This window comes from Rhizobium leguminosarum bv. trifolii WSM2297, assembly GCF_000271845.1.
Window position 1 is genome coordinate 3,945,106 of the sequence record NZ_JH719395.1, and the last position, 24,217, is coordinate 3,969,322.

Genomic DNA, 24,217 nt, shown 5'->3' on the forward strand with positions numbered 1-24,217 from the left:
CTAGCTTTTTCGGGGACTCTGATGGAAAACCACGAGCCGTTTTTACGCGAGGCGATTGCGCTCTCGAAATCCGCCATGGAACGCGGCGACGAACCGTTTGGCTCGGTGCTGGTGAAGGACGGCGTCATCCTGCGCGCCGAAAACAGCGTCTTCACCGGCCACGACATGACCAACCACGCCGAGATGAATCTGGTTAAACTGGCGGCGCAGCATTACGACACTGCTTTTCTCGCTGACTGCACGCTCTACACCAGCACGGAACCGTGCGCGATGTGCTCCGGGGCGATTTACTGGTCGGGCATCGGGCGGATAGTGTTTGCCTGCTCTGAAACGCGGCTTGGCGAGATCGCCGGGATCGGGTTGAACGTGCCGAGCCGGGCGGTGTTGCAAACCGGCGCACGCGTTGTCACTGTGGTTGGCCCAACGAACCTCGAAGACGAAGCCGCCGAAATACATCAGGAATTCTGGCCGAAGCATCTGGGCAAGGCTTGAGCCTAGGACTCATTGATTAAAGAGGGGCAGCTATGATGGGTGCACCCGCACAGTGTGCCCCTCGCTCTTCAATCGCCGTCATCCTCGGCCTTGTGCCGAGGGCCTGCTGCGTATGATATTGACCGGCGCAGATGCTTAGGGCCCAAGCCCGAGCATGACGATAGAGGAGTTGGCCAAAGGTCTGAAGGTGGACGCCGAAGCGCGCCGATACTCCTTGAGATCAATTGACCGGGAACGCCCCGGCCAAAGCCAATCTCAGCTCCCGAGCCCCTCAAACAGCGCCGTCGACAAATAACGCTCCGCAAAGGACGGGATGATGATGACGATGTTCTTGCCGGCATTTTCGGGACGCCTGCCGACCTTGATGGCGGCGGTCAGTGCTGCACCTGAGGAGATGCCGACCGGCACACCTTCCAGCCGTGCGACCAGGCGCGCCTGTTCGAAGGCCTCGTCGTTGGTGACGGTGACGACTTCGTCGTAGATGCCGGTGTCGAGGATTTTTGGGGCGAAGCCGGCGCCGATGCCCTGGATCTTGTGTGGACCGGGATTGCCGCCGGAGAGGATCGGTGAATCGGCCGGTTCGACGGCGATGATCTGGATCTCGGGCTTGCGGCTTTTCAGCACCTGGCCGACGCCGGTGATCGTGCCGCCGGTGCCGATGCCGGAGACGACGATGTCGACCGTGCCGTCGGTGTCGTTCCAGATTTCCTCGGCCGTCGTCTTTCTATGGATTTCGGGATTGGCCGGGTTTTCGAACTGCTGCGGAATGACGGCGTCGGGAAGCGACCCCGCCAGCTCCTCGGCCTTGGCAATGGCGCCCTTCATGCCTTTCGGTCCCTCGGTCAGCACCAGTTCGGCGCCGAGCAGCGCCAGCATCTTGCGGCGCTCGACCGACATGGTTTCCGGCATTGTGAGGATCAGCCGATAGCCCTTGGCGGCGGCGGCAAAGGCAAGCGCGATGCCTGTATTGCCGGAGGTCGGCTCGATCAGCACGGTCTTCCCGGGGGTGATCTTTCCCTGGGCTTCGAGGCTTTCGATCATCGCGACGCCGATGCGGTCCTTGACGGAGGCGATCGGGTTGAAGAATTCGAGCTTGCCGATCAGGTTGGCGACGACGCCCTTTTCCCGCGCCAGCTTGTCGAAGCGCACGAGCGGCGTGTTGCCGATGGTCTCGGTGATCGAGGAATAGATACGGCCGCGGCCGGGCTTGTGCGACATGAGTGCCTCCCTTTGAAATCCTGTTCGTAAAATCGAGGAGGAGAATAGGGTCAAAGGCGTGAAGAGGCCAGACCGCGTTCATGCCGGCGGAGCGGGGTGCGGAGAAAAAACCTTTGGAAACCGCTTCTTGCCGAATGTTTATTTCAGGCCGCCCGGGTGGCGATGAAGGCCGCCGTGCCGGCGAGGATGCCGGCCGCGACCCGATTCAGCACCTGCAAGGCGCGTGGCTTTTTCAGCATCGTCCGGGCCCGCGAGGCAAGCAGCATGTAGGGCACCAGTACGACGATCAGCACCACGAAGGTGACGGCGAGCAGCATCGCGTAGTCGCTGAGGCCGATATTACCGATATCGATCAGCGTCGGTGCCAGCGCGACATAAAACAGCATGGTCTTCGGATTGCCGAGCGTCACCAAGAGGCCCGAGAGAAAGGATAGGCCGATATTGCTGGATTTCTTCGCCGCGATATCCTGCGGCAGCAGTCCCGCCGTCCATAGTTTCCAGGCGATATAGCCGAGATAGAGTGCGCCGGCGATCTTGATGACGATGAAGACCTCGGTGAAGGTCTGCGCCACGAAGGCAAGGCCGAGGATGACGGCGGTGAGGTAGGTCATGTCGCCGAGCACCAGGCCGAGACCCATGAAGAAAGTCTCGCGGAAATTCGAGCCGAGCGCGCGTGCGACGATCGCGGTGATCCCGGGTCCCGGAATGGCGGCGGCGATGAACAGTGCTCCGGCATAGGCGATGAGGGCGGTAAGGCTCATCTTTCATATCCATTGGATTGCGTGAACTCTCTATAGGCACGCATTGCGGTGTCATCAATGCTTCGGCGCTGATCGGTCCATCACCATGAGGAATAGGTCTGCGGCACCATGATCCACTTGGAAAGCGATCCGGCCTTGCTAGTTTTCCCTCTGCACCCGCCCCATCCTCATTCCTTGCACGTTTGAGGACACGCGGCGCTGTCGAGATTTTCATCACCAAGGAGAGAATGGATGTCCCCGACCTCAGCCGAAACCCGCAGGCTTTCGCCGCTCAAGACGCCCACCAGCCTGTCGACCAACGCCGTCACCGATATTTCGGCAGCGTTGACCGCCCTGCTTGCCGATGTCTTCACGCTTTATCTGAAAACCAAGAACTTCCACTGGCACATGTCCGGCCCGCATTTCCGCGACTACCACCTGCTGCTCGACGAGCAGGCAGAGCAGATCTTCGCCATGACCGACGACATTGCCGAGCGCGCCCGCAAGATCGGCGGCGTGACGCTGCGCTCCATCGGCCAGATCGCTCGCCAGCAGCGCATCGCCGACAATGACGCGGATTTCGTCACGGCCGAGGACATGCTGTCGGAACTGCGCGAGGATAACGGTCAGCTCGTTTCGCTGCTGCGTGAGGTGCACGATCTCTGCGACGAGCACAATGATGTCGCAACCGCCAGTCTGATCGAGAACTGGATCGACGAGTCCGAACGTCGCACCTGGTTCCTGTTTGAAACGACCCGGCCGCAGAAATAATATTGGCAGCCGGGCGCGGTGTCATCTGTGCGGCGCGCCCGCCTCTCAGCTCTGAAGCGCTCTCGGCCGCAGCCATCTCGGGCTCCAGCCGAGGTTCATGCCGGCGGCGGCAATGAGGATGATGGCGGCGCCTGCGACCTGCATCGGCTGCAGCGCGTGGCCGAAGGCCAGCCGGTCGACAAGGATGGCCGCGATCGGATAGAGGAAGGAGAGCGCGCCTGTCAGATGTGTCGGCAGCCTCTGGATGGCGCCGTAGAGCAGCACATACATCAGTCCGGTATGGACGACGCCGACGGTAATGAGGATCGCCCATGTCCCCGCATCCGCGGGCGGATGGGAAAAGTCAGTCATCGGCGCCAGCATCAGCATGCCGGTTGCGACCTGGATCAGCGCGATCAGATGCGGCGGCGTGCCTTTCAGCCATTTCGCGGCAAGCGCTGCCAGCGCGTAGAAGAAGGCCGCACCCAGCGCCATCAAGATGCCGAGGCCGTAGCCGTCGAAGGTATTGCCGCTCCCACCCGGTTTCGCCTGGACGATCGCCACCATGCCGGCGAAAGCGAGCGCCAGCCAGAACAGCTTGGTGGCGGTGATCTTTTCGCCGAGAAACAGTGCGCCGAGCATCAGCAGCATGAAGGGCTGGGTGTTGTAGACCGTCGTGGCGATCGAGATCGTCGCATGCGAATAGGACGCAAACAGCAGCAGCCAGTTCAACACGATGGCGACGCCGCCGAAGACGGCAATGCCGAAGGTGCGCAGGGTGAGGATACCGGGCCGCAACAGCCCGAGAGCCCCGCATATGACGAGCAGGGTCAGCGCGCCGAACAGGCAGCGCCAGAAGACCACACCGCTGACCGGCTGGCCCGACATGACCACGAACCAGCCGATCGTCCCCGAGATCAGCATCGCTGCCGTCATTTCCGCTGTGCCCCTTTTGATGTCGCTGCTCATGATCGCCTCCGTTTTCAATGACATCAGAATATTGCGGCGACGAACGATTTTATATAATCATAGAAAGGAGTATAATCAAAATCTCCTAATCATATGAGGAAAGACGGACGTTATGCCTAATGATGTGCAATCGCTCGACGAAACAGATCAGGCCATTCTGGAAGCGCTGGCCGGCAACGCCCGTATCTCGCTGAAGGAGCTGGCGCAGCAGGTGGGGCTTTCCTCGCCAAGCGCTGCCGAGCGCCTGCGGCGGCTGGAGGAGCGCGGCGTCATCAAGGCCTTCACCATCGATCTCGATCCTGCCGCCGTCGGTTATCCCCTGCAGGCGATCGTCCGCGTTCGCCCGTTGCCGGGACAGCTGCACATCGTCGAGCGGCTGATCCAGGAAATTCCCGAAATCGTCGAATGCGACAAGGTGACCGGCGAGGATTGTTTTATCGCCCGCCTGGTGATCCGCTCGATGGCGGAACTCGATGGCCTCCTCGACAGGGTTGCAGAACGGGCGGAGACCAACACCGCGATGATCAAAGCCTCGCCCGTCAAACGCCGCCTGCCGCCGCTTTCACGGAAAAAGTAAATCGGCGAACATGCCCTTGGAGCAATTCCAGGAAAACTGCGAAGCGGTTTTCCGTCCGCAATTGCGTAAACACAAAAGGTTAGAGCGGTACTGCGCTTCCGTGAAAACCTGAACCGCTCTAGAAATCCGTCATCGGCGACAGCATCGCCGGAAATTGCGGAGCCTCATTGCCGAGCCCGCGCAGCATCAGCACTGTGCCGCTCTCCACCGGCTGCGGCGCGCCCGCCCAGTCGAGCTTGTCGGGACGGAAAAGCACCGGGCGCGATCTTCAGCTCGCCGAGGATTGCTGCAAGCGTCGGGATTTCCGCCGCCACGACATCGACAAGGCTGAAGCGACCCGCCTTATCCATCTTCCAGGCGACTACCGCTCGCATGTCTTCAATGAAGCTGACGCGGACATCGGGATCGAGCTGGGTGTTGATGAGAAACATGGCTGCGTTCGCCGCGACCGAGAGCGACGTCGAAACCGGGCTTCGTGCCTTCAGCAGCGATTGCAGCAGGGCAAGATCATCCGCATTGGTCGGCGCAAGCAGCCGGGCAGGTCCGGCGAAAACCGCAGGGTCTGGTGCCGCTCCCCCATATCGATGCTGCGCTATCGCGCGAAAACTGTAGGCTTCGTAGAGCGACGGCTTGTCGGTAAAAAGGATGACGGCTTCAAAACCCTGCCGCTCGCACCAGTTAAGCGCTTTCGCCGTCAAGTCCCGGTAGAGCCCGCGGCCACGCCATGCCGGCCGCACCGCACCCGATTGCAGCCCGGCGGCATGGACGATCCGGCCGTTCAGGACGAAGGGCAGCGCAAAGGCCGAGATATTGGCCGCAAGCTCGCCCTTCGCATCGAACCAGCCGAACGGCATGCTGGTGGAATCAGGGCCGCCGAGCTGCTGCAGCGGGCCGATATCGATGCCGAAAATATCCTTGAGCAGACAGACCAAGGCCGCCCAGCCGGCCGGGTCGCCGAAGTAATCCTGCCGGAAGCTCAGGCCGGCGCTGTCGAGGCGATTTGCCATGAGAGGATGTCTCGCAAAAGTGTGCAGCGGTGCTTGAACCAAGATTGATGTGACGCGCTTACGAATCCGCGATCGACGGTATACCGCAAGGGAATGCGAGGCGGCCTCGACCAATCCCGAGGTCCTTATTTCCCTTCAGCGAGAGCGCCTTTCAAACACTTCCCAAGTTGCTCTTTTTTATCGATGAGAGATCTGCATTCGCGAATGGCATATGCTGCCGCCATTTCGGCATTAATCCTAAACCCCGGAATTCTTTCGGGATTGAAAGTCGTAGCATCTCGGCCAAAGGCATCCGTAACTCCGACCGACTGTAGTAGGACTCCATAAAGGCAGCCCACCGGATTGATGTCGCGGTCTACTAGCACATTGATAATCGGGTTTCCCACTCGGCTCTCGTGATAACATGTCGACGTGTCCGGTTTGCTTCGGAGCGTATCTATATCGTGTACTGCTATTTGGCCCAATTTTGCCAATTTAAGCGCGTCACGATCAATGAATACGTCGAGTATCTGAGTATTTGACGGCTGGTTCTGATCACCGAAGGGCACATATGGCACAGCAGACGAGTAATCTATGGATCGACTGGCATTGAGATTGATACTGATCTCCGCGTAAGCGCTGATCGCAGAGAAGACGCGCAAAAGCTCAATCTGAAAAGATTGAATACTGCTCCTCTCCATACCCTTCACATTGAAGACGATGTTGATGTCGATTGGCTTGTCGACGTCGAGGATCGGCGTTGTCGATTTCGCCATGGCAAACGCGACGATCTCTTCCAAAGACAAAGATGAGCGAATCGACTGGAGCTTTGTTGAATCGATCGCAAGCGTCGGTGTCCCAATCAGCGCTGCAGCCAGAGCCGCAACCACGCCCCATGACGTTCTCTGAAATGACATAAACGCTCCCAACAAACGCTGCTCTTTTCGCCTCAGCAACCGACCAGTCGCCTCGATGTTCGACCTGCTCGACTACACACCAGTAGAGCCGAAGCCGCCGGCGCCGCGTGTCGTCTCGCTTGCGGCTGCACTTTCGGCCACCCGCATTTGGGTTACCGGCGCAATCACCATCTGGGCGATGCGCATGCCGCGCTCGATGACAAAGGGTTCGTCGCCGAGATTGACGAGCAGCACCTTCACCTCGCCGCGATAATCGCTGTCGACGGTGCCTGGTGTATTCAGGCAGGTGATGCCGTTTTTGAAGGCAAGACCGGAGCGCGGCCGCACCTGGCCTTCGAAACCCTCGGGGATTTCGAAGATGAAGCCGGTCGGCACCAGCGCCCGTTGGCCGGGCGAAAGCGTCAGCGGCGTGGCCCCGTCGATGGCGGCGCGCAGGTCCATGCCGGCCGCCCCCTTGCTTTCATAGGCAGGCAGGTCGAGGCCTTCGCCATTGGCCAGGCGGATGAGGTTCAGTGTCGGGCGGGTGTCGTGATGAATGGTCATGGCCCATTACTTTGTGCGGGGAAGAGCAAGGTCAATTGCAAAGCCGGGCTTTAATCGCTAGATACGCGGCAATTCCACAGGATTCACAGTATGGCCGAAAGTCTCGCCGAGGCGGTTTCCCGCCGCCGCACATTCGCTATTATCGCCCACCCGGACGCGGGCAAGACGACGCTCACCGAAAAGCTGCTGCTGTTCGGCGGCGCCATTCAGCTTGCCGGCGAAGTCAAGGCGAAAAAGGATCGCATGCAGACCCGCTCCGACTGGATGAAGATCGAGCGCGAGCGCGGCATCTCCGTCGTCACCTCGGTGATGACCTTCGAATATAACGACAACGTCTTCAACATCCTCGATACCCCCGGTCACGAGGATTTCGCCGACGACACCTATCGCACGCTGACGGCCGTCGACGCGGCCGTCATGGTCATCGATGCCGCCAAGGGTATCGAGCCGCGCACGCTGAAGCTCTTCGAAGTCTGCCGCATGCGCGACATCCCGATCATCACCTTCATCAACAAGATGGACCGCGAAAGCCGCGATCCCTTCGAGATCCTCGACGAGGTGGAAGAGAAGCTGGCGCTGGATACCGCGCCGATCACCTGGCCGATCGGCCGCTCGAAGACCTTCTGCGGCTCCTACAATATTGCCGCCAACACGGTGCGCGGCTCGGATACCGAAGTCGAGGGAACGCCGGTCAACGGCCCGCAGAGCGTTGCCGGCCGGCTGCCGGAAAACGAGCGCCAGGCCTTCGTCGAGGAAACCGAACTGGCGATCGAGGCCTGCCGCCCCTTCGACCGCGAGTCCTTCCTGGAAGGCCATATGACGCCGGTGTTTTTCGGCTCGGCGCTGCGCAATTTCGGCGTTCGCGACCTCATCAACGCGCTCGGCGAGTTCGCGCCGCCGCCGCGTGATCAGGTTGCCGACATCAGGACCGTGCATGCGACCGACGACAAGATGACGGCCTTCGTCTTCAAGATCCAGGCCAACATGGACCCTAACCATCGTGACCGCATCGCCTTTGCCCGCATCTGCTCCGGGAAGCTCGAGCGCGGTATGAAGGCGAGGCTGGCCCGCACCGGCAAGCAGCTCGGCCTGACGGCGCCGCAATTCTTCTTCGCCTCGCAGCGCCAGCTCGCCGACACCGCCTATGCCGGCGATGTCGTCGGCATTCCCAACCACGGCACGCTCCGCATCGGCGATACGCTGACCGAAGGCGAATCGCTGGTCTTCCAGGGCGTGCCGAACTTCTCGCCGGAAATCCTGCGCCGCGTGCGTCTCGAAGATGCGATGAAGGCGAAGAAGCTCAAGGAGGCCCTTCAGCAGATGGCAGAGGAAGGCGTCGTTCAGCTGTTCTCGCCGGAAGACGGCTCGCCGGCGATCGTCGGCGTCGTCGGCGCCCTGCAGCTCGACGTTCTGAAGGAGCGGCTGATGGCCGAATACGGCCTGCCGGTCTCATTCGAAATGTCGCGCTTCTCCGTCTGCCGCTGGATCTCGGCCGACCAGCCGGCCGATTTGGAAAAATTCCTCACCGTCAAGCGCGGCGATATCGCCCGAGATCTCGACGGCGATCCGGTCTTCCTCGCCCAGGACGGTTTCTCGCTGCGTTACGAATCGGAACGCCATCCGGCGATCAAGATGGTCGCCATCAAGGAATATCACGCCGCCAAGGCGGCGTGACCGCCATAGAAGTCCAGTTATTTAGCCGGCCAGCCGCTCGGCCAAAAAATCGACGACGGCGCGCACCGCCGGCAATTGGCCACGCCGGTGCGGCATCAGGATCGTCGTCTCGATGCTGCCAGCCGTCCATTGCGGCAGCAGCCGCACCAACCGACCCTCTGCAAGCGCCTTCCGGCAGACCGATGTCGGCAGGCAGGTGATGCCGAGCCCGGCTGCGGCCGCTTCCATCAGCACATAGGGCTCATCCGCCGCCATGACGGACTGCAATGTGACCAGCGCCTCCTCGCCGCTATCGCAATAGAGCCGCCATTGATTGTCGGTCAGGCTGGTCATGATCGTCGCATGCTCCGCCAGCTCCTCCGGCCGGCGCGGTTCGCCATGGGCGCTCACATAATCCGGCGAGGCGAGAATGAAGAACGGATGGCTGGCAAGCCGCCGCTGCACCAGCGCGGAATCCGGCAGCGGCATCCGGTGGCTGCGTAGCGCGATGTCGAAGCCTTCCTGCACGATGTCGACGAAACGGTCGGTCACGTGCACGGAAAGTCGGAGCTTCGGGTATCGTGCCGTCAGCGCCGGCAGATGTTCCGTCAGCGTGAACTGCGCCGTTGGCACCGAGGCGGTCAGGCGGACGCTGCCGGCGGGTTCAGCCAGATGCCGCCGCACGATGCCCTCGGCCATCTCCGCCTCGATAATCGAGGCCTGGGCGTGCTGAAAGAACTCCCGGCCGAGTTCGGTCAGCGCGAAACTTCGCGACGTGCGTTGAATCAGCCGGACGCCAAGCCGTCCCTCCAGCTCCGCAACCCGTTTGCTGACCGTAGATTTCGGCATGCCGAGATGTCTCGCCGCGGCGGTGAAGCTGCCGCTGTCAACCGCCTGCACGAAGAGATGAAGGTCGTTGAGGTTGAAAAGCGCCATGATCATCTTCCATGCATGTGGACATTGCAGTGCATTTATAGCCGCTACCGCCAGATCGTCCACATCTGCACATTGATCGCGTCCAAACACATTCAATTCTGAAAGGAACGATTGATGTCACCCATATTGTTTTACGGCGTCCCGGAAGGTTGCTCTTTCGGCTCGATCGTCGCGCTGGAATGGTCCGGCCTGCCGTATCGGCTCTGCCGTGTCGAGATGCCGGAAATGGTCTCCAGCGATGACTACCTCCGGATCAACCCGGTCGGCGAAACACCGTCGCTGTTGCTCGACGATGGCAGGGTCATCAGCGAAAGCATGGCGATCCTCCAGCATATCGGCGCCCGCACGGTCGGCAGCGGCAGGGCTTTTGTGCAGGGGTCGGAGGATTTCGATCGTCTGAACCAGATGCTCGCTTTTCTCAACACGACTTTCTTCAAGGCCTTCGGGCCGCTCTGGTATGCGTTCGAACATGCGCTGCAGCCGGATGAAAAGCAGGCCCTCACGGCCTATGGCATCGCGGCGGTCGAAAAGGCGCATTATACGCTGGAACGTCTGCTCGATGGCCGCGAATGGCTTGTCGGAAACGGCCCAAGCCTGGCCGATGCCTATTTCGTCGGGATCGCCCGCTGGAACGATTTTCATAAGGTCGTCGACCGAAGCCAGTTTCCCGGTCTGCATCGCCTCTATGAGCGGATGCAGCAGCAACCGGCCGTGCGTTTTGCGCATGCGATCGAGCACCGGCAGGAGGCAAAAAGCAGCGGCGGTTTCCTCGGCGAGGTCGATCTGACCGAAGCTCTCGGCCTTTTGAAGCAGGCAGCCTGACGCGGGTGGCCATCGCAGCTTCGGGTGCGATGGCCGCTACCGAAATAGTCTGCGGCCTAAACGTCCTTGCCGCTTCAATCCTCGCCATCGAACCGCGGCAGCGGCTCGATATTTTCCACCCATGACAAAGCCGACCGGCACCATATCTGTTTCTTCGGTGCCAGGTCCCGCCGCTGGTCGATGCTGCCGAGGCGGATGCCGATTGCGCCGCCGTCGCCGTTCGTGCGGTAGAGCGGCGATCCGCAATTCGGGCAGAAGAATTGCCGGCTGAGGCCGCCGCTATCGCCATATTTCGTGTAGCCGCGCGGCTCGCCTGAAATCAGCTGGAAACTCGCCGGTCGCGACGGTGCGGTGATGCGATAGGCCGAGCCCGTCAGCCGCTGGCAATCGGTGCAATGGCAGATCGAAACCCGCTCCGGATCGATTTCGGCCTGATAGCGGATCGTTCCGCAATGGCATCCCCCGGTGATATGCATCGGCTTTTCCTCAATCCGCCGGCGGAGCGGCCGCGTGTGTGGCGTAGAAGGCCTTGGCATCCGCCGTGAAGGCGGTCCGCTGATCGGCATTCGTATAGAACATATGGCCGCCGCGATAGAGTTTCAGCCCGACCCGGCCGCGGGCGAGCGACGGCGGCAGGTGGTCGACCACATAGCGGCTGACCCCGTAAGGCGTCACCAGATCGCTGTAGCCATGGGCGATCAGCAGATGGAAGGCCGTGTTCGAGGCAAGCAACTGCCGGATGTCGTCGGTGGCGCTGGCTTGCAAGCGCGATCCGCCGCCGCGTCCGCCGCCCCATTCCCAGCGCCGGCTGATATCGCTGTCGAGCAGCGAATAGGTCATTTCTGTCTTGAAGCCCAGTTCGTTGCGGGCATAGTCGGCAAAGGCGCCGCCATAGGCGCGGGCGAAGCCGTCGAGGATGGCGTCGTCGCCGCGGTCGTAATCCGATTCCGGATAGGGGTCGGGTGCCGCAAAGGAAGCGTCGTAGGGGCTCGTCACCGAGCCGCTGCCGGCGTCGGAATGTTTGACGAAGGAATTGCCGAGGAAGCCGCGGTTGCGGGTGACGATATCCTCGGGAATGCCCGTTAGCTTGGCGATCTTGCCATAGAAGGCGGCGGCATCGGCGCCCGTCGGCGGCGGCCCGGCGAGCGTCGTCAGATAGGTCCCGAGCGCGAAGGTCTCGGTCTCGCGCTGCTTCTCTTCGTCAAAGGCATTGTGGCGGTCGAGTTCGGCCGCCGCGAGCGACGGCAGTTCCAGTGCGGCGCCGAGTGGGAACTGATCGGCGTTGAACATCAGCTGGCCCTCGAGCAGGGGCGATAGCATCACCGCGCCGGCGACGATGATGCCCTGGCTTTCCTGCAGCGCCGAGGCGACCTTGGCGGCGCGGAAGCCACCATAACTTTCGCCGAGCAGATATTTCGGCGAATTGGAGCGGTTGTTATGCGCGACATAGAGGGCGATCGCCTTGGCGATGCTCTGGGCATCCGAGTTGACGTTATAGTAGTTGGCGGCGTCGTCCGCCTTCACCGTCCGGCTCCAGCCGGTGCCGATCGGATCGATCAGCACCAGATCGGTGAAATCCAGCCAGCTTTGCGGGTTGTCCACCAGTTTCGCATGGGCGCCGTCGCGTGCCTGAGGGCCGAAATCGAGCACTTTGGGCCCGACCAGCCCGAGATGCAGGAAGGCGGAAGCCGCACCCGGCCCGCCATTGAAGGCAAAGGTCAACGGCCGGTCCGGCCCTGCGTCCTTGGCGACATAGGCGGTATAGAAGATCGCGCCGGTCGGCGCTCCGTCCTGGCCGAAGAGATCGAGCGTGCCGGCGGTCGCGGTGTAGGCGATCTTCCGGCCGCCGATCGTCAGCTCGTGCTCGGTGACGGAATCGGCCGGCAGCAGCTTCAGCACGCCGTCGCGCGCACTGCTCTCGACATTTGCCTCGGGGTGAGCGCTTTCTTGTGCGGGAGAAAGGGCAGGGGCCAGCGACCCGGCAAGTGCTGCAAGCAGAAACAGTAGATGTAAACGCAAGATGTCTCCTCCGGCGGTGCGGTCTGTGAGCTTGAGATAGCGTAGCATCCGAGATCGGCGACGGGCATCAAGAGATGGTGATGGGCCACTGAAGGAGGAAGGGAGCGGAGAAGCGAGCGGCGGCTCAGCCGCCCTTCTCCACAGCGTGCACATTGACCTCGACCGCCCGGCCGGCCCTCCAGCCGTTGATTGCCGCGCCGAGCCCCAGGGCGACGAAGAGCAGCGCGCACCAGGAAAAACTGCCGGTCCAGCCGCGAATGAGGCCGACGATCAGCGGGCCGATTGCCGCAAGCAGGTAACCGACGCATTGCGCCATGCCGGAAAGATGGGCGGCGACATCGGGATCGCGCGAGCGCAGCACGATCGTCGTCATCGCCGCTGCGATCAATCCGCCCTGGCCGATGCCTTGCAGCACCGCCCACAGCCAGACCGTCGAAAGCGGCGCAAAGAGCAGGCCGAGCAGGGCGGTGACGGCGACGCCGCAGAGGCTGGCATTAATCAGCCGCTGGTCCTTTCCGCGCACGGCGATATGCGGCACAACAAGGCAGGATGTCGCCTGCACCATCACCGAGAGCGAAACGATTGCCCCGGCGGTGACACCGTCGAGCCCGCGTTCGCGCAGGATTGGAACCAGCCAGCCGAAGACGCAATAGGCGAGCGCCGACTGCAGTCCCATGAACAGCGTCACCTGCCAGGCGAGCCGGTCGCGCCAGAGGCCTTCGACGCGAAAGCCGTTTCGCCTTGCCCGGCCGCCGGTTCGCAGAACCTGCGGCAGCCAGATGAGCCCGACGGCGAGCGCCGGCAGCGCCCAGACGGCAAGCGCGCCCGCGAGGGAACCGCCGAGCGCGTGCTCGATCGGCAGCGTCAGCCCGGCGGCACTTGCCGCACCGGCGCAGAGCGCCATCGTGTAGAAGCCGGTCATCAGCGCGGCGCGTCCGGCGAAATCGCGCTTCACCAGTCCCGGCAGCAGCACGTTGCCGATGGCGATGCAGGCGCCGGCAAGTGCTGTGCCGATGAAGAGCAGCGGCACGGAGGAAAAGCCGCGCAATGCAGTGCCGAGCGCCAGCAGCAGGACAACGCCGAGCAGTGTGCGCTCCGAACCGAGGCGCTGGGCAAGGCGAGGCGCAAGCGGCGAAAAGGCGCCGAGGCAGACGACCGGAAGCGTGGTCAGCAGGCTGGCGCCGAGCGCGCTGAGCCCGAGCTCCGAGCGGATCTCAGGCAAAAGCGCCGAAGCGCTTGAGAAGACCGGGCGCAGGTTGAAGGCGATCAGCACCAGGCTGGCGCCGAGCAGAAAACGATCGGCGGCGCCGCGCACCGGCGTTGCTTGTGGCGGTGGCCGGCTGCCGGCCTCGGCGTCGATTAGCAGGTCGTCGGCGGCGTCGAGTGCGTTGATATCGGTGGAGGGCATGGTCATGACAGGATCATCCGGTCGAGGGCGACGAGAACCGGCGCCATGAAGCGGCGCACCGCCGCATCCGCCTGGTCGGGATCGCCGGTTTCGATGGCGTCGACGATATCGGCATGCGCCTGCATATCCGGTTCGGGAATATCCTTGCCGAGCGTCGCCGCTATGGTATCGGCGATCGAAGCCGAGAAGAAATCGTAGATCTCGATCATCGCCCGATTGCCGGAAGCGGCGATGATGGCCTTGTGAAAGGCGAGGTCGCGTTCGATGAAGGCGGATTGATTGCCGCCGTCGTAACTGCCGCGTTCGGCAAGCAACTGGCGGAGCCCGGCAACCGTCGCCGGCGTCTTGCGGATTGCCGTCAGCCGGGCAGCCTCGACATCGAGCGCCAGGCGCGCCTCGAACTGGTCGCGCAGGCTGGCGCGCCGCGCCATCGTCAGCGGCCGGCCGGCATCGCTGGTCGAGCGGACATAGGTTCCCGAACCCTGCCGGGTTTCGAGATAACCCTGGGATACGAGAACCCGCACCGCCTCGCGCACTGTGCCGCGGCTGACGCAGAGTATCGCCGACAGCGAGGCCTCGTTCGGCAATTTCTCGCCGACCGCCCAGCGTTTGCCGAGAATGTCGCTGCGGATCGCCTCGATCGCCTCATCGGCGAGATTGGTCTTGCTGAGTGCACGCATCCTATTACTCACTAAGTCATCTGATGACTTAGTGAGTAATAGGATTTGATTGTTTCGTCAACGCGATCCCAGCAAGGCAATAAAAAAGGGCCGCCTCGGCGACCCTTTCCATGAGTTTGGCCTCTAACTGGCCTGGACTGTCTATGCAGCCCCAGGAAGGCGGGATTACAGCGAGGGCTGCCTCGCTTTCATCACTTCTCCCATGCCCGTTACGAGGTCCGAAATCTCATTAGACATTGGATCACCTTCCTTTCGTTCTGTTGCTGATGGCTCAAAGGTAGGCTGATTCGTCCGAGATGCAAGAAGAAATCCGCGCGGCGCCCTTCCTCGGCCAGCTCAGCTGTTCACAAGAGAAGACAAGCTTTCGCCGAATTTGAACATCCCAAGCGTCATGAAAGCGTCATCATGCGCTTGCAAACCGGCGCCGCGTTAAGCTGTTATTAGCCTCAGCGTTCGACAATTTAGAGCATTCCCGCCGATGCGGCGGCGGGTTCCGGAGCAAGAAGCCATGTGTCGCTGGGCAGCCTATCGCGGAGACCCTCTCTATCTCGAGGAGCTGGTATCCTCGCCCTGCCATTCGCTGATCGAGCAGTCCCATTGCGCCACCCGCGCCAAGACGGCGACGAACGGCGATGGCTTCGGCATCGCCTGGTATGGCGACAGGCCGGAGCCCGGCCGCTACCGCGATATCCTGCCGGCATGGTCGGATTGCAATCTGAAAAGCCTGGCCCGGCAGATCCGCTCGCCGCTCTTCCTCGCCCATGTCCGTGCTGCCACAGGCGGCGGCACGCGCCGCGACAACTGCCATCCCTTCACCCATGACACCTGGTCCTTCATGCACAACGGCCAGATCTCCGGCTTCGAACGCCTCCGCCGACCGATGGAGGCGATGCTGGACGACGAGCTGTTCAACGCCCGCGGCGGCACCACCGATTCCGAGCTAATGTTCCTGCTGGCGTTGCAGTTCGGCTTACGCGAGGAGCCGATCGCGGCGATGGCCGATATGGTCGGCTTCGTCGAGGACCTGGCTGAAAACATCATCGGCTCGATCCTGCTGCGCTTTACTGCAGCCTTCTCCGACGGCAATGCGCTCTATGCGATCCGCTATGCCACCGATCGCAAGGCGCCGACGCTCTATGCCTCTCCGGTGGGTGCCGGCTATTGCCTCGTCTCCGAGCCGTTGAACGACGATGGCGATGCCTGGGCGGAAATTCCGAACGGCAGCGCCGTCACCGTCGGCAAAAACGGCATCGACGTCTCCGACTTCCGGCCCGGAAAGCGAAGCGGCGCCAAGCCGCAGCGCGTGGCTATCTCAGCCTGAAACGCTAGGCCGTCAGCGACGCCGCCTGACTAGCGGAGCCGTTCGGCGATCAGCGCCGCCAGCCTTTCGGCAACCTCTTCCTTGGCCAGGTCAGGCCATTGCTCGACGCCGTCGCGGCGAATGAGTTTGACGCTGTTGCGGCTGCCGCCCATGATGCCGGTCGCAGGCGAAACGTCGTTGGCAACGATCAGGTCGGCGCCCTTCCGCTCGAGTTTAGCCTTCGCATTGCTTTCGACGTCCTGCGTCTCGGCGGCAAAGCCGATCACCAGCTTCGGCCGCATCGTGTGATGTCCCAGAGTTTTCAGGATGTCCGGGTTCTCGGTCAGCGCCAGCGTAGGAATGGATTCGCCGGGATGTTTCTTCAGCTTCTGGTCGGCGGCCGAGGCGACGCGCCAATCCGCCACCGCCGCGACCATCACCGCGACATCGGCCGGCAGCGCGGCCAGCACGGCATCGCGCATTTCCTCCGCCCGCTCGACATGCACGACATTGACGCCGACCGGATCGGCGATTGTCACCGGCCCCGATACCAGCGTCACCTCGGCCCCGAGCTTGGCAAGGGCTGCGGCGATCGCATGGCCCTGCCGGCCGGAGGAGCGGTTGGCGATATAGCGCACCGGATCGATCGGCTCGTGAGTCGGCCCCGACGTGACGATCGCCTTGCGCCCCCTCAGCGGCTTTTCTCCGTCGTCGAGCAGGGTTTCGGCGGCTGCGACGATCTCCAGCGGCTCCGCCATCCGGCCGAGCCCGGCCTCTTGGCTCTCCGCCATCTCGCCGGCCATCGGCCCGACGAAACGTACGCCGTCGGCTCTCAGCGTCGCCGCATTGCGCCGCGTCGCCGGATGCGCCCACATTCTGGGGTTCATCGCTGGTGCCGCCAGCACCGGTCTCGCGGTCGCCAGAAGCACGGTCGAGGCGAGATCGTCGGCAAGCCCGTTCGCCATCTTCGCCATCAGGTCGGCCGTGGCAGGGGCGATGATCACCAGGTCGCAGTCGCGCGCCAACCTGATATGGCCGACATCCTGTTCGTCCTGGCGCGAAAACAGATCGACGAAGACATGATCGGCCGCCAGCGCGCCGACGGCAAGCGGCGTGACGAATTCCTGCGCCCCCTTGGTCATCACCGGGCGCACGCTGGCGCCGCGCTCGCGTAGCCGGCGGATCAGATCCAGGCTCTTATAGGCGGCGATGCCGCCGGAGATGATGAGGAGGATGCGTTTTCCGCTGAGAGCCATGGCTTTCTTCCCGTCGCCTTATTGACCGGCCCCGACCCTAAGCCTTTGGCGGAGAACATGCAATCACAGGGACGACATGCATCGGCCGCAGCCGGCGAGTGCCGCCCCATTCATGACATCAGCCGTTATTTTTGTGGACTCAGAGGTTGCTCATCCCGCCGTCGATAACGAGTTCGCTGCCGACGATATAGGCGGCCTCATCGGAGGCGAGAAAGACGATCGTCTTCGCGACTTCGCTGGGGGTTCCGAAGCGGCCGACAGGAATCTGGGACTGGATCTCAGCGGTCATCGCCTTGGAATCGGCCTCCGACGCCCCGAGCTTGCTATAGAGCGGCGTGGCGATCGGACCCGGGCTGACGGCGTTGACGCGGATGCCGCGGCCGATGAGTTCGCCCGATAGCGTCTTGGCAAGCGTCAGCAACGCACCCTTCGTCAGGGAATAGACGCTGGAGTTCGGCATGCCGATATGAGCGTTGATCGAGGTATTGAGCACGATCGCCGCCTGCTTCGAAAAGATCGGCAGCAGCGACTGGATGAGGAAAAACGGCCCCTTGACGTTGATCGCCACCGACTTGTCGAAGGCGGCTTCGCTCCACTGTTCCAGCGGCCCGAATTCGGCGACGCCGGCATTGACGAAGAGGATGTCGAGCGTGCCGAAAGCCTCTCTCACTGTATCGGCGACGGCCTTCTGGCCGGTCGCATTGCCGGCATCGGCCTGGATGACGATCGCTTTGTCGCCGAGTTCGCGACGGGCGGTTTCGACGCTTGCGGCGCTGCTGCCGGTGACAACGACACGGGCGCCTTCGGCGATGAACTGGCGGGCGGTTTCGATGCCGATGCCGCTGGTGCCGCCGGTGATGAGGGCCTTCTTGTTCTGAAGACGTGACATGATGAAGTTCCTTCAATCGGATGTTGGGCCGCGGCCCGTTGTTGGTCAGTGGGAGGGTGCTCCGGAAGGAAAGGCCATCCATCCGGAGCGGGTAGTCGAGCTTGGCTTTCGTCAGGTGCGGGTGATCGAAGCGCCGCCATCGACCAACGATGCCGTGCCGGTGACGAAGCTCGCATCGTCGGAGGCGAGGTAGAGGACCGAGCGGGCCAGTTCCTCAGGGGCTGCGACGCGCTTCAGCGCATGCAGGTTGGTGACGAAGGCCTGCTTGTCTGGCGTATCGTTCATGTCCCGGTACATGTCGGTATCGACCGCACCCGGCAGGATGGCATTGACGCGCACGCCCTGCTGGCCGAATTCGGCGGCCAGCGCCTGCGTCAGGCCGATCAGGCCGGATTTGCTGGCGGCATAGGCGGCCACGCCGGGAAAGGCGAAGCTGTAGCCGACGAAGGTCGAGGTGAAGATCACCGAGCCGCCGCCATTCTTCACCATTTCACCGATCTGATGTTTGGCAGCGAGGAAGGAGGCGGTGAGATTGATCGCCAGCGCGTCGCTGAAGCCTGTTTCCGAAACAGCCGTGCTCGGCCCGGCTTCGCCGAGCGTGCCGGCATTGTTGAAGGCGATATCGAGCTTGCCGTAGTTGGTCACGGCGGTCGCGACCAGCGCCTTATGGTATTCTTCCGACCGGACGTCGCCGGCAACCGCAACGGCGTCGCCGCCCTCCGCCTTGATCTCTGCGACGAGGCTGTCGAGTTCGCGCTGGCGACGGGCGCCGACGACGACCTTGGCGCCTTCGGCGGCAAAGAGCTTTGCCGTGACGCGGCCGATGCCGGAGCTTGCGCCGGTCACGATCGCGACCTTGTTGTTCAAGCGGTTCATCTTTCCATCTCCTGTGTTTGATCAGAGGCGGCCCTGCCGCCCTTCCGTTGACAGGAAGATGGCATTTTCCGTTCGTTCGGATTAGTCTCCAGATTGGGGAATTCGAATTCGGAAAGACCGAACGATGATCAGGATCGAAGGCATTGCGGCTTTTGTCGCTGTGGTCGAGGCAGGCTCGGTCAGCGAGGCGGCTCGGCGGCTGCGGCTTTCCAAATCCGTCGTCAGCGAACGGTTGGCAGAGCTTGAGAAGTCGCTCGGCGGCGTGCTGCTGCATCGGACGACGCGCAAGCTCACCTTGACGGAGGATGGCGCCGTCTTCCTGGAGCGCGCCGGCCGCATCGTCCGGGAGATCGACGAGGCCGCCGCCGATATGGCGGAGCGGCGCGGAACATTGTCGGGCCCGATCCGCATTGCCGCCCCTGTCACCTTCGGCCGCATGCATCTCGGTCCGGCGCTTTATCCCTTCCTTGTCGAACATCCCGACATCGAACTCACCCTCGATATCGATGATCGGCGCGTCGACGCGTCCTCGGACGGCTATGACGCCGTCATCCGCAACGGCCCGATCGCCGATAGCCGGCTGGTCGCTTGGAAGCTGACGCGCAGCCGCCGCCTGCTCTGCGCCTCGCCGGATTACCTCGCGCGCCGGGGCATGCCGTCGTCGCTGGCCGATCTGAACAGCCATCGCGGCATCTTCTACACCAATCGCGGCGTTGCCGACTGGCGTTTCCAGACGCCCGAGGGTGCGATCGTCGTCCGGGCGAAACTGGGGCTCGGCATCAATAATGGCGACATGCTGCGCGACGCCGCGATTGCCGGCCTCGGCATCGCCCTGCTGCCGGCCTTCATCGCCGGCCCGGCCATCCGCGAGGGGCAGCTTGCAGAAATCGATGTCGGCCACAGCCCGGAGGCCGAGTTCATCTATATGGCCCATCCCGAAGGCCGAAACCCCTCGGCCAAGCTGCGGGCCATCGCCGATCACCTGAAGAAGAGCTTCGGCGATCCGCCCTATTGGGATTTGGTGGCGGACTCATGAATTCGGCAGGGGATGAAAATATGCCGGCAGCGCATGCCGTGAAGACCTCCGGAAAAACCGTGATCCCAGCAGAGAAGGTCTATCTCAAGCGGGGCGCCGGCGCTTATCGCCGCGCCAGCCTGGCGCTTTTCCTCTCCGGCTTTTCCACCTTTTCGCTGCTCTATTGCGTGCAGCCGCTGCTGCCGGTCTTTTCGCAGGAATTCTCCGTCAGTCCGGCCGAAAGCTCGCTGTCCCTATCGCTCTCCACCGGCTTCCTGGCGGTCGCCATCGTCTGTGCCGCCGCCCTCTCGGAAGGTCTTGGCCGCTGCAGCCTGATGTCGATCTCGCTTGTTGGTGCGGCATTGCTGACGATCGCCACGGCTTTTGCCCCGGACTGGCACCTGCTGCTTGTCATCCGCGCCCTGCAGGGCCTCGTTCTCGGCGGCGTGCCTGCCGTCGCCATGGCCTATCTCGCCGAGGAAATCGATCCGCGCGGCCTGGGTGCCACTATGGGCCTCTATGTCGGCGGCACGGCCTTCGGCGGCATGTCCGGCCGTGTGCTGACCGGCGTCCTCGCCGAATATTTCAGCTGGCGGCCGGCGCTTTTCATCATCGGCGCTATCGGCCTTGCCGCGGCGATCGGCTTCATCGCCCTGCTGCCGCCGTCACGGAATTTCGTCCGCCGGCCGGGCTTCGACCCGCGCTTCCATGCGAAAGCTTGGTTCGGCCATCTTGCCAATCCGGCGCTGCCCTTCCTCTTCGCCATCGCCTTCCTGGCGATGGGCTCCTTCGTGACCATCTACAATTATGCCGGTTTCCGTCTGGTGGCGCCGCCCTACGGCCTCAACCAGACCGAACTCGGCCTGATTTTCACCGTCTATCTCTTCGGCATCGGCGCCTCCTCGATCGGCGGCCTCATCGGAGACCGGATCGGGCATTTTCGCGTGCTTCTCTTCGGTCTCGCGCTGACCGCCAGCGGCTGCGCGCTGACGCTCTTCGCCCCGCTTCCATCAATCATCCTCGGCATCATCGTGCTCACCACCGGTTTCTTCATGAGCCATTCCATCGCCAGCGGCCTTGTCGGCAAGCTGGCGCGCGGTACAAAGGGGCATGCCTCGTCGCTCTATATGCTGGCCTACTATGTCGGCTCCAGCCTGATGGGCTCGGCCGGCGGCTGGTTCTTCGCGGTCGAAGGCTGGGCGGCTGTCGTCATCTTCACGCTTGCCATGCTGGCGCTGGCCTTTATTTCAGCCTGTGTCGCCCGGCACCTCGCGAAAGGAAAAGAATGATCCGCATAGACCGTCTCGATCATCTCGTGCTGACCGTCGCCGATATCGCAGCCACCTGCGATTTCTACGCCCGCATCCTCGGCATGTCGGTCGAAACCTTTGCGGAAGGCCGCAAGGCGCTGAAATTCGGCCGCCAGAAGATCAATCTGCATCAAGCCGGGCACGAATTCGATCCCAAGGCAAGGCATCCGATCCCTGGCTCCGGCGACCTCTGCTTCATCACCGGGACGCCGCTTGCCGATGCCATCGCCGATCTGCAGGCCGCAGGCGTTGCGATCGAAGAAGGCCCGGTCGAGCGCACCGGCGCGACCGGCCGTCTACGCTCGGTCTATTTCAGGGATCCCGACGGCAATCTTATCGAAGTTTCGAATCTGATCGATTGATGCTCCTGCTGAGCAGGCTGCTCTTCCACAGCTGTCGCAAAGTCGGGATCAACGGGGCCGGTCACGTCGGCAAGCCATTCCCAACCATCGGAAATCGGCTCCAGGATGATCGCGCGCCCCTGGCGTCTGATCGCGACGGTATCGCCAGCGAAGCGGAATTGCTTGGGCAGTCGGACGGCCTGGGAGCGCCCGGACCAGAAGATCTTTGCTGTTTCCATGTCATGGCCCCGATGAGATATGACAATGATTGCAGCATTCGCGATCCAGTTCAACCAAGCCTTATATACGGCACGTCCTTCTTCGCCACCTCGTCCAGCGCGTCCTCATAACCGGCGTCGGCGTAACGCATGACGCCAAGCGCCGTATCGTTGGTCAGCGCATGGTCGAGCCGCTCGTCCGCGGCATCGGTGCCGTCGGCGACGACGGTGACGCCGCAGCTGGTCATGTAGCCGGCATAGCCGCCGCCGCCGGAATGGACGACGACGAGATCGGCCATCGAGGAGCAGAGCATCATCGCATCGATCAGCGGCCAGTCGGCGATCGCGTCGGAGCCGTCCTTCATCCGCTCGGTCATGATATTGGGGTGCGCCATGGCGCCGGCATCGAGATGGTCGCGCGAGAAGGCGACCGGGCCTTTGAGTTCGCCGTCTGCGACCAGCGCATTGACGCGCCGTGCAAGGGCGGTGCGTTCGCCGTGGCCGAGCCAGGCAATACGGGCCGGAAGCCCCTCGAAGGGAACGTGCTCGCGCGCCAGCCGGATCCAGTTGGTGATGATCTTGTTGTCGGGAAACATGTCGAGCAGCAGGTCGTCGATGCGGGCGATATCGCTCTCCTCGCCTGACAGAGCCATCCAGCGGAACGGGCCGATTGCTCGGGCAAATAGCGGCCTGAGATAGGCTTCGGTGAAGATCGGGATGTCGAAGGCGTTGGTGACGCCGCCCTCCTTCGCCTGCGTGCGGATCAGGTTGCCGTTGTCGAAGACTTCGGCGCCCTTCTTCTGGAATTCCAGCATTGCGTTGACATGCTCGACGATCGAGGCGCGGCTCGCGGCCATCAATTGCCCCTGGCCGTCGTCGCGCAGCCCCTTGACCTGATCGAGGCTCATGCCCTTCGGCACATAACCGTAGACGAGGTCGTGCGCCGAGGTCTGGTCGGTGACGATGTCGGGCACGATGCCGCGCCGGGCGATTTCGGGATAGACCTCGGCGGCATTGCCGACGAGCCCGACGGAAAGCGCCCGCTTGTCCTTCACCGCCCTGTCGATCATCTGCAGAGCGGTATCGAGGTCCGGCGCGATCTCCTGGAGATAACCGATCTGCTGGCGTTTGCGGGCGCGTTCCGGATCGATGTCGATGCAGAGGATCGCCGCCCCCGCCATGCGGCCGGCGAGCGGCTGCGCGCCGCCCATGCCGCCGAGGCCGGCCGTCAGCACGAACCGGCCGAGGAGATCGCCGCCGAAACGCCGTTCGGCAATGCGCATGAAAATCTCATAAGTGCCCTGGATAACGCCCTGGCTGCCGATATATTGCCAGGCACCGGCCGTCAGCCCGCCCCAGCAGATCAGTCCCTTGCGCTGCAGCTCGTAGAACACCTCGGCCTTTGCCCATTGCCCGACAATATTGCAGTTCGCCATGATGACGAGCGGCGCCTTGGCATGCGTTCGCACCAGACCGATCGGCTTGCCGGACTGGATGAGCAGCGTCTGATCCTCGTCCATCTCGGTCAGCGCCTTGACGATGCCTTTATGCGCCGCCCAGTTGCGGGCGGCCTTGCCGAGCGCGGCATAGACGATCAGGTTTTCGGGATCCTCGCCGACAGCAAGCACGTTCTCCAGAAGCCGCAGCAGCGCCTCCTGCCGCCAGCCCTTGGCGCGCAAATCCGGCCCGCCGGGAATCGGAAATTTCGGATGACGTGGATTGGCCTTCGGCATCGTGGGTTCCTCGCTTGGTTTGCTTTTTTCCCTTCACCCCTGCCGGGGGTCCGAAGGACGGGTCGAGACCTGTGGCTCGACCCCGGTCAGTGGCCCGAAGGGTCGGAGGAGGGGGCCGCATGGCAGGACTCCTATGTTGCCCTTCGCTTGCGCTCAGTGCATTCGCGGCCTTGCCGCTCACCCCCCTCATCTGTCCTTCGGACATCTTCTCCCCGCTGGGGAGAAGAAGGAATGGCGTCACTTGCCCGGCAGCGATTCCACATGGGCAAGCGCCGCATCGAGCAGGCGCCGTCTCAGGGCATCGTCGCCGTAAGCCTCGGCGGAGGCGCGCAGCCAGCCGTGCATCACCCGCTCGCCCATCAGCATCTGGATCACGCCGGGCAGCGCCAGCGCCCAGCCGTCATTGCCCTTGCCGAGACGGACGAGCATGCCGTCACTGCGCGCGCCGCAGAGTAGATTGCCGTTCAGCAGGAAGGCCCGGCCGCCGAACATGGACTTTTCACTGAGGCCAGGCCGATCGCCGAATTCCTCACGCAGCAGTTCTTCAAGGCCGGGATCGCGTGCCATGG

At 62.8% G+C, this 24,217-nt stretch carries 25 protein-coding genes and 1 pseudogene; 9 read left to right on the forward strand and 17 right to left on the reverse strand.

The features are described 5' to 3' along the window. Positions 1-21 precede the first annotated feature (21 nt). Positions 22-492, forward strand: coding sequence for a nucleoside deaminase (locus RLEG4DRAFT_RS34260; RefSeq protein ID WP_003583744.1), 471 nt, complete (start codon positions 22-24; stop codon positions 490-492). A gap of 255 nt (positions 493-747) precedes the next feature. On the opposite strand, the gene cysK is transcribed toward RLEG4DRAFT_RS34260, so the two are convergent. After that, the gene (gene cysK, locus RLEG4DRAFT_RS34265) at positions 748-1,710 is read right to left on the reverse strand and encodes a cysteine synthase A (RefSeq protein ID WP_003583747.1); all 963 of its coding nucleotides are present in this window, start codon (positions 1,708-1,710) and stop codon (positions 748-750) included. Positions 1,711-1,853: 143 nt separating this feature from the next. After that, positions 1,854-2,471: a LysE family translocator gene (locus RLEG4DRAFT_RS34270; protein ID WP_003583749.1), complete on the reverse strand. Its 618-nt coding sequence runs from the start codon at positions 2,469-2,471 to the stop codon at positions 1,854-1,856. Between the two features lie 231 nt (positions 2,472-2,702). Here RLEG4DRAFT_RS34270 and RLEG4DRAFT_RS34275 point away from each other — a divergent pair, with 231 nt between their 5' ends. After that, positions 2,703-3,221: a Dps family protein gene (locus tag RLEG4DRAFT_RS34275; RefSeq protein WP_003583751.1), complete on the forward strand. Its 519-nt coding sequence runs from the start codon at positions 2,703-2,705 to the stop codon at positions 3,219-3,221. Positions 3,222-3,266: 45 nt separating this feature from the next. On the opposite strand, the gene RLEG4DRAFT_RS34280 is transcribed toward RLEG4DRAFT_RS34275, so the two are convergent. Beyond that, positions 3,267-4,169, reverse strand: a complete 903-nt coding sequence (locus RLEG4DRAFT_RS34280) for a DMT family transporter (RefSeq protein WP_003583753.1) — start codon at positions 4,167-4,169, stop codon at positions 3,267-3,269. 112 nt (positions 4,170-4,281) lie between these two features. Between RLEG4DRAFT_RS34280 and RLEG4DRAFT_RS34285 the strand changes: the two genes are divergently transcribed. Beyond that, on the forward strand, positions 4,282-4,746 hold the full coding sequence (locus RLEG4DRAFT_RS34285) for an Lrp/AsnC family transcriptional regulator (protein WP_003583755.1): 465 nt from the start codon (positions 4,282-4,284) through the stop codon (positions 4,744-4,746). Positions 4,747-4,864: 118 nt separating this feature from the next. On the opposite strand, the pseudogene RLEG4DRAFT_RS34290 reads toward RLEG4DRAFT_RS34285, so the two are convergent. The 3 genes and pseudogenes from RLEG4DRAFT_RS34290 to dut all read right to left on the reverse strand — a co-directional run bounded on the left by RLEG4DRAFT_RS34290 (position 4,865) and on the right by dut (position 7,192). After that, positions 4,865-5,753: pseudogene (locus tag RLEG4DRAFT_RS34290) on the reverse strand (GNAT family N-acetyltransferase). A gap of 125 nt (positions 5,754-5,878) precedes the next feature. Next, on the reverse strand, positions 5,879-6,649 hold the full coding sequence (locus tag RLEG4DRAFT_RS34295; RefSeq protein WP_003583759.1) for a hypothetical protein: 771 nt from the start codon (positions 6,647-6,649) through the stop codon (positions 5,879-5,881). A 72-nt stretch (positions 6,650-6,721) separates the two neighbouring features. Next, entirely contained in the window at positions 6,722-7,192 is a 471-nt protein-coding gene (dut, locus tag RLEG4DRAFT_RS34300; RefSeq protein WP_003583761.1) for a dUTP diphosphatase, read from the reverse strand. A 90-nt stretch (positions 7,193-7,282) separates the two neighbouring features. On the opposite strand from dut, the gene RLEG4DRAFT_RS34305 reads away from it, so the two are divergent. Beyond that, the gene (locus RLEG4DRAFT_RS34305; RefSeq protein WP_003583763.1) at positions 7,283-8,866 is read left to right on the forward strand and encodes a peptide chain release factor 3; all 1,584 of its coding nucleotides are present in this window, start codon (positions 7,283-7,285) and stop codon (positions 8,864-8,866) included. Positions 8,867-8,887: 21 nt separating this feature from the next. Here the strand turns inward: RLEG4DRAFT_RS34305 and RLEG4DRAFT_RS34310 are convergent, their stop codons facing one another. Then, positions 8,888-9,781, reverse strand: coding sequence for a LysR substrate-binding domain-containing protein (locus RLEG4DRAFT_RS34310; protein ID WP_003583766.1), 894 nt, complete (start codon positions 9,779-9,781; stop codon positions 8,888-8,890). Positions 9,782-9,895: 114 nt separating this feature from the next. Between RLEG4DRAFT_RS34310 and RLEG4DRAFT_RS34315 the strand changes: the two genes are divergently transcribed. Beyond that, the gene (locus RLEG4DRAFT_RS34315; RefSeq protein ID WP_003583768.1) at positions 9,896-10,603 is read left to right on the forward strand and encodes a glutathione S-transferase family protein; all 708 of its coding nucleotides are present in this window, start codon (positions 9,896-9,898) and stop codon (positions 10,601-10,603) included. 74 nt (positions 10,604-10,677) lie between these two features. On the opposite strand, the gene RLEG4DRAFT_RS34320 is transcribed toward RLEG4DRAFT_RS34315, so the two are convergent. The 4 genes from RLEG4DRAFT_RS34320 to RLEG4DRAFT_RS34335 form a co-directional block, all read right to left on the reverse strand. Continuing rightward, positions 10,678-11,079: a GFA family protein gene (locus RLEG4DRAFT_RS34320; protein ID WP_003583771.1), complete on the reverse strand. Its 402-nt coding sequence runs from the start codon at positions 11,077-11,079 to the stop codon at positions 10,678-10,680. Between the two features lie 10 nt (positions 11,080-11,089). Next, complete coding sequence (locus RLEG4DRAFT_RS34325) at positions 11,090-12,622, reverse strand: S10 family peptidase (RefSeq protein ID WP_037095004.1); 1,533 nt, start codon at positions 12,620-12,622, stop codon at positions 11,090-11,092. Positions 12,623-12,746: 124 nt separating this feature from the next. Further along, positions 12,747-14,036 carry a CynX/NimT family MFS transporter gene (locus RLEG4DRAFT_RS34330; RefSeq protein ID WP_003583774.1) on the reverse strand — a complete coding sequence of 430 codons (1,290 nt, stop codon included), beginning with the start codon at positions 14,034-14,036 and terminating at the stop codon, positions 12,747-12,749. Continuing rightward, positions 14,033-14,710: a FadR/GntR family transcriptional regulator gene (locus RLEG4DRAFT_RS34335; protein ID WP_003583776.1), complete on the reverse strand. Its 678-nt coding sequence runs from the start codon at positions 14,708-14,710 to the stop codon at positions 14,033-14,035. The genes RLEG4DRAFT_RS34330 and RLEG4DRAFT_RS34335 overlap by 4 nt, the downstream gene beginning before the upstream one ends. Positions 14,711-15,218: 508 nt before the next feature. On the opposite strand from RLEG4DRAFT_RS34335, the gene RLEG4DRAFT_RS34340 reads away from it, so the two are divergent. Further along, positions 15,219-16,031 carry a class II glutamine amidotransferase gene (locus RLEG4DRAFT_RS34340; RefSeq protein WP_003583778.1) on the forward strand — a complete coding sequence of 271 codons (813 nt, stop codon included), beginning with the start codon at positions 15,219-15,221 and terminating at the stop codon, positions 16,029-16,031. A gap of 29 nt (positions 16,032-16,060) precedes the next feature. On the opposite strand, the gene coaBC is transcribed toward RLEG4DRAFT_RS34340, so the two are convergent. From coaBC to RLEG4DRAFT_RS34355, 3 genes are all read right to left on the reverse strand, one after another. Beyond that, positions 16,061-17,266: a bifunctional phosphopantothenoylcysteine decarboxylase/phosphopantothenate--cysteine ligase CoaBC gene (coaBC, locus tag RLEG4DRAFT_RS34345; protein ID WP_003583780.1), complete on the reverse strand. Its 1,206-nt coding sequence runs from the start codon at positions 17,264-17,266 to the stop codon at positions 16,061-16,063. Between the two features lie 139 nt (positions 17,267-17,405). Further along, on the reverse strand, positions 17,406-18,155 hold the full coding sequence (locus RLEG4DRAFT_RS34350; RefSeq protein ID WP_003583782.1) for an SDR family oxidoreductase: 750 nt from the start codon (positions 18,153-18,155) through the stop codon (positions 17,406-17,408). Positions 18,156-18,266: 111 nt separating this feature from the next. Continuing rightward, positions 18,267-19,031 (reverse strand): SDR family oxidoreductase, encoded by a 765-nt coding sequence (locus RLEG4DRAFT_RS34355; protein ID WP_003583783.1) that lies wholly within the window; start codon positions 19,029-19,031, stop codon positions 18,267-18,269. A gap of 124 nt (positions 19,032-19,155) precedes the next feature. Here RLEG4DRAFT_RS34355 and RLEG4DRAFT_RS34360 point away from each other — a divergent pair, with 124 nt between their 5' ends. From RLEG4DRAFT_RS34360 to RLEG4DRAFT_RS34370, 3 genes are read left to right on the forward strand one after another with little or no spacing between them, the layout of a single operon-like run. Continuing rightward, positions 19,156-20,067 (forward strand): LysR family transcriptional regulator, encoded by a 912-nt coding sequence (locus tag RLEG4DRAFT_RS34360; RefSeq protein ID WP_003583785.1) that lies wholly within the window; start codon positions 19,156-19,158, stop codon positions 20,065-20,067. Between the two features lie 20 nt (positions 20,068-20,087). Then, positions 20,088-21,335: an MFS transporter gene (locus RLEG4DRAFT_RS34365; protein WP_003583786.1), complete on the forward strand. Its 1,248-nt coding sequence runs from the start codon at positions 20,088-20,090 to the stop codon at positions 21,333-21,335. Then, positions 21,332-21,718, forward strand: coding sequence for a VOC family protein (locus RLEG4DRAFT_RS34370; protein WP_003583788.1), 387 nt, complete (start codon positions 21,332-21,334; stop codon positions 21,716-21,718). The genes RLEG4DRAFT_RS34365 and RLEG4DRAFT_RS34370 overlap by 4 nt, the downstream gene beginning before the upstream one ends. On the opposite strand, the gene RLEG4DRAFT_RS39550 is transcribed toward RLEG4DRAFT_RS34370, so the two are convergent. From RLEG4DRAFT_RS39550 to RLEG4DRAFT_RS34380, 3 genes are all read right to left on the reverse strand, one after another. Continuing rightward, positions 21,664-21,936: an AbrB/MazE/SpoVT family DNA-binding domain-containing protein gene (locus RLEG4DRAFT_RS39550; RefSeq protein WP_003583790.1), complete on the reverse strand. Its 273-nt coding sequence runs from the start codon at positions 21,934-21,936 to the stop codon at positions 21,664-21,666. The two genes, RLEG4DRAFT_RS34370 and RLEG4DRAFT_RS39550, sit on opposite strands and share 55 nt — an antisense overlap. Before the next feature lie 50 nt (positions 21,937-21,986). After that, complete coding sequence (locus tag RLEG4DRAFT_RS34375) at positions 21,987-23,648, reverse strand: urocanate hydratase (RefSeq protein WP_003583792.1); 1,662 nt, start codon at positions 23,646-23,648, stop codon at positions 21,987-21,989. A gap of 237 nt (positions 23,649-23,885) precedes the next feature. Next, entirely contained in the window at positions 23,886-24,215 is a 330-nt protein-coding gene (locus RLEG4DRAFT_RS34380; RefSeq protein ID WP_003583794.1) for a TfoX/Sxy family protein, read from the reverse strand. Positions 24,216-24,217: the final 2 nt, after the last annotated feature.

Bases quoted from the DNA above. Each gene is read 5' to 3' on its own strand.
- RLEG4DRAFT_RS34260 (WP_003583744.1), top strand. From the start codon at position 22: ATGGAAAACCACGAGCCGTTTTTACGCGAGGCGATTGCGCTCTCGAAA.
- cysK (WP_003583747.1), bottom strand. From the start codon at position 1,710: ATGTCGCACAAGCCCGGCCGCGGCCGTATCTATTCCTCGATCACCGAG.
- RLEG4DRAFT_RS34270 (WP_003583749.1), bottom strand. From the start codon at position 2,471: ATGAGCCTTACCGCCCTCATCGCCTATGCCGGAGCACTGTTCATCGCC.
- RLEG4DRAFT_RS34275 (WP_003583751.1), top strand. From the start codon at position 2,703: ATGTCCCCGACCTCAGCCGAAACCCGCAGGCTTTCGCCGCTCAAGACG.
- RLEG4DRAFT_RS34280 (WP_003583753.1), bottom strand. From the start codon at position 4,169: ATGAGCAGCGACATCAAAAGGGGCACAGCGGAAATGACGGCAGCGATG.
- RLEG4DRAFT_RS34285 (WP_003583755.1), top strand. From the start codon at position 4,282: ATGCCTAATGATGTGCAATCGCTCGACGAAACAGATCAGGCCATTCTG.
- RLEG4DRAFT_RS34295 (WP_003583759.1), bottom strand. From the start codon at position 6,649: ATGTCATTTCAGAGAACGTCATGGGGCGTGGTTGCGGCTCTGGCTGCA.
- dut (WP_003583761.1), bottom strand. From the start codon at position 7,192: ATGACCATTCATCACGACACCCGCCCGACACTGAACCTCATCCGCCTG.
- RLEG4DRAFT_RS34305 (WP_003583763.1), top strand. From the start codon at position 7,283: ATGGCCGAAAGTCTCGCCGAGGCGGTTTCCCGCCGCCGCACATTCGCT.
- RLEG4DRAFT_RS34310 (WP_003583766.1), bottom strand. From the start codon at position 9,781: ATGGCGCTTTTCAACCTCAACGACCTTCATCTCTTCGTGCAGGCGGTT.
- RLEG4DRAFT_RS34315 (WP_003583768.1), top strand. From the start codon at position 9,896: ATGTCACCCATATTGTTTTACGGCGTCCCGGAAGGTTGCTCTTTCGGC.
- RLEG4DRAFT_RS34320 (WP_003583771.1), bottom strand. From the start codon at position 11,079: ATGCATATCACCGGGGGATGCCATTGCGGAACGATCCGCTATCAGGCC.
- RLEG4DRAFT_RS34330 (WP_003583774.1), bottom strand. From the start codon at position 14,036: ATGACCATGCCCTCCACCGATATCAACGCACTCGACGCCGCCGACGAC.
- RLEG4DRAFT_RS34335 (WP_003583776.1), bottom strand. From the start codon at position 14,710: ATGCGTGCACTCAGCAAGACCAATCTCGCCGATGAGGCGATCGAGGCG.
- RLEG4DRAFT_RS34340 (WP_003583778.1), top strand. From the start codon at position 15,219: ATGTGTCGCTGGGCAGCCTATCGCGGAGACCCTCTCTATCTCGAGGAG.
- coaBC (WP_003583780.1), bottom strand. From the start codon at position 17,266: ATGGCTCTCAGCGGAAAACGCATCCTCCTCATCATCTCCGGCGGCATC.
- RLEG4DRAFT_RS34350 (WP_003583782.1), bottom strand. From the start codon at position 18,155: ATGTCACGTCTTCAGAACAAGAAGGCCCTCATCACCGGCGGCACCAGC.
- RLEG4DRAFT_RS34355 (WP_003583783.1), bottom strand. From the start codon at position 19,031: ATGAACCGCTTGAACAACAAGGTCGCGATCGTGACCGGCGCAAGCTCC.
- RLEG4DRAFT_RS34360 (WP_003583785.1), top strand. From the start codon at position 19,156: ATGATCAGGATCGAAGGCATTGCGGCTTTTGTCGCTGTGGTCGAGGCA.
- RLEG4DRAFT_RS34365 (WP_003583786.1), top strand. From the start codon at position 20,088: ATGCCGGCAGCGCATGCCGTGAAGACCTCCGGAAAAACCGTGATCCCA.
- RLEG4DRAFT_RS34370 (WP_003583788.1), top strand. From the start codon at position 21,332: ATGATCCGCATAGACCGTCTCGATCATCTCGTGCTGACCGTCGCCGAT.
- RLEG4DRAFT_RS39550 (WP_003583790.1), bottom strand. From the start codon at position 21,936: ATGGAAACAGCAAAGATCTTCTGGTCCGGGCGCTCCCAGGCCGTCCGA.
- RLEG4DRAFT_RS34375 (WP_003583792.1), bottom strand. From the start codon at position 23,648: ATGCCGAAGGCCAATCCACGTCATCCGAAATTTCCGATTCCCGGCGGG.
- RLEG4DRAFT_RS34380 (WP_003583794.1), bottom strand. From the start codon at position 24,215: ATGGCACGCGATCCCGGCCTTGAAGAACTGCTGCGTGAGGAATTCGGC.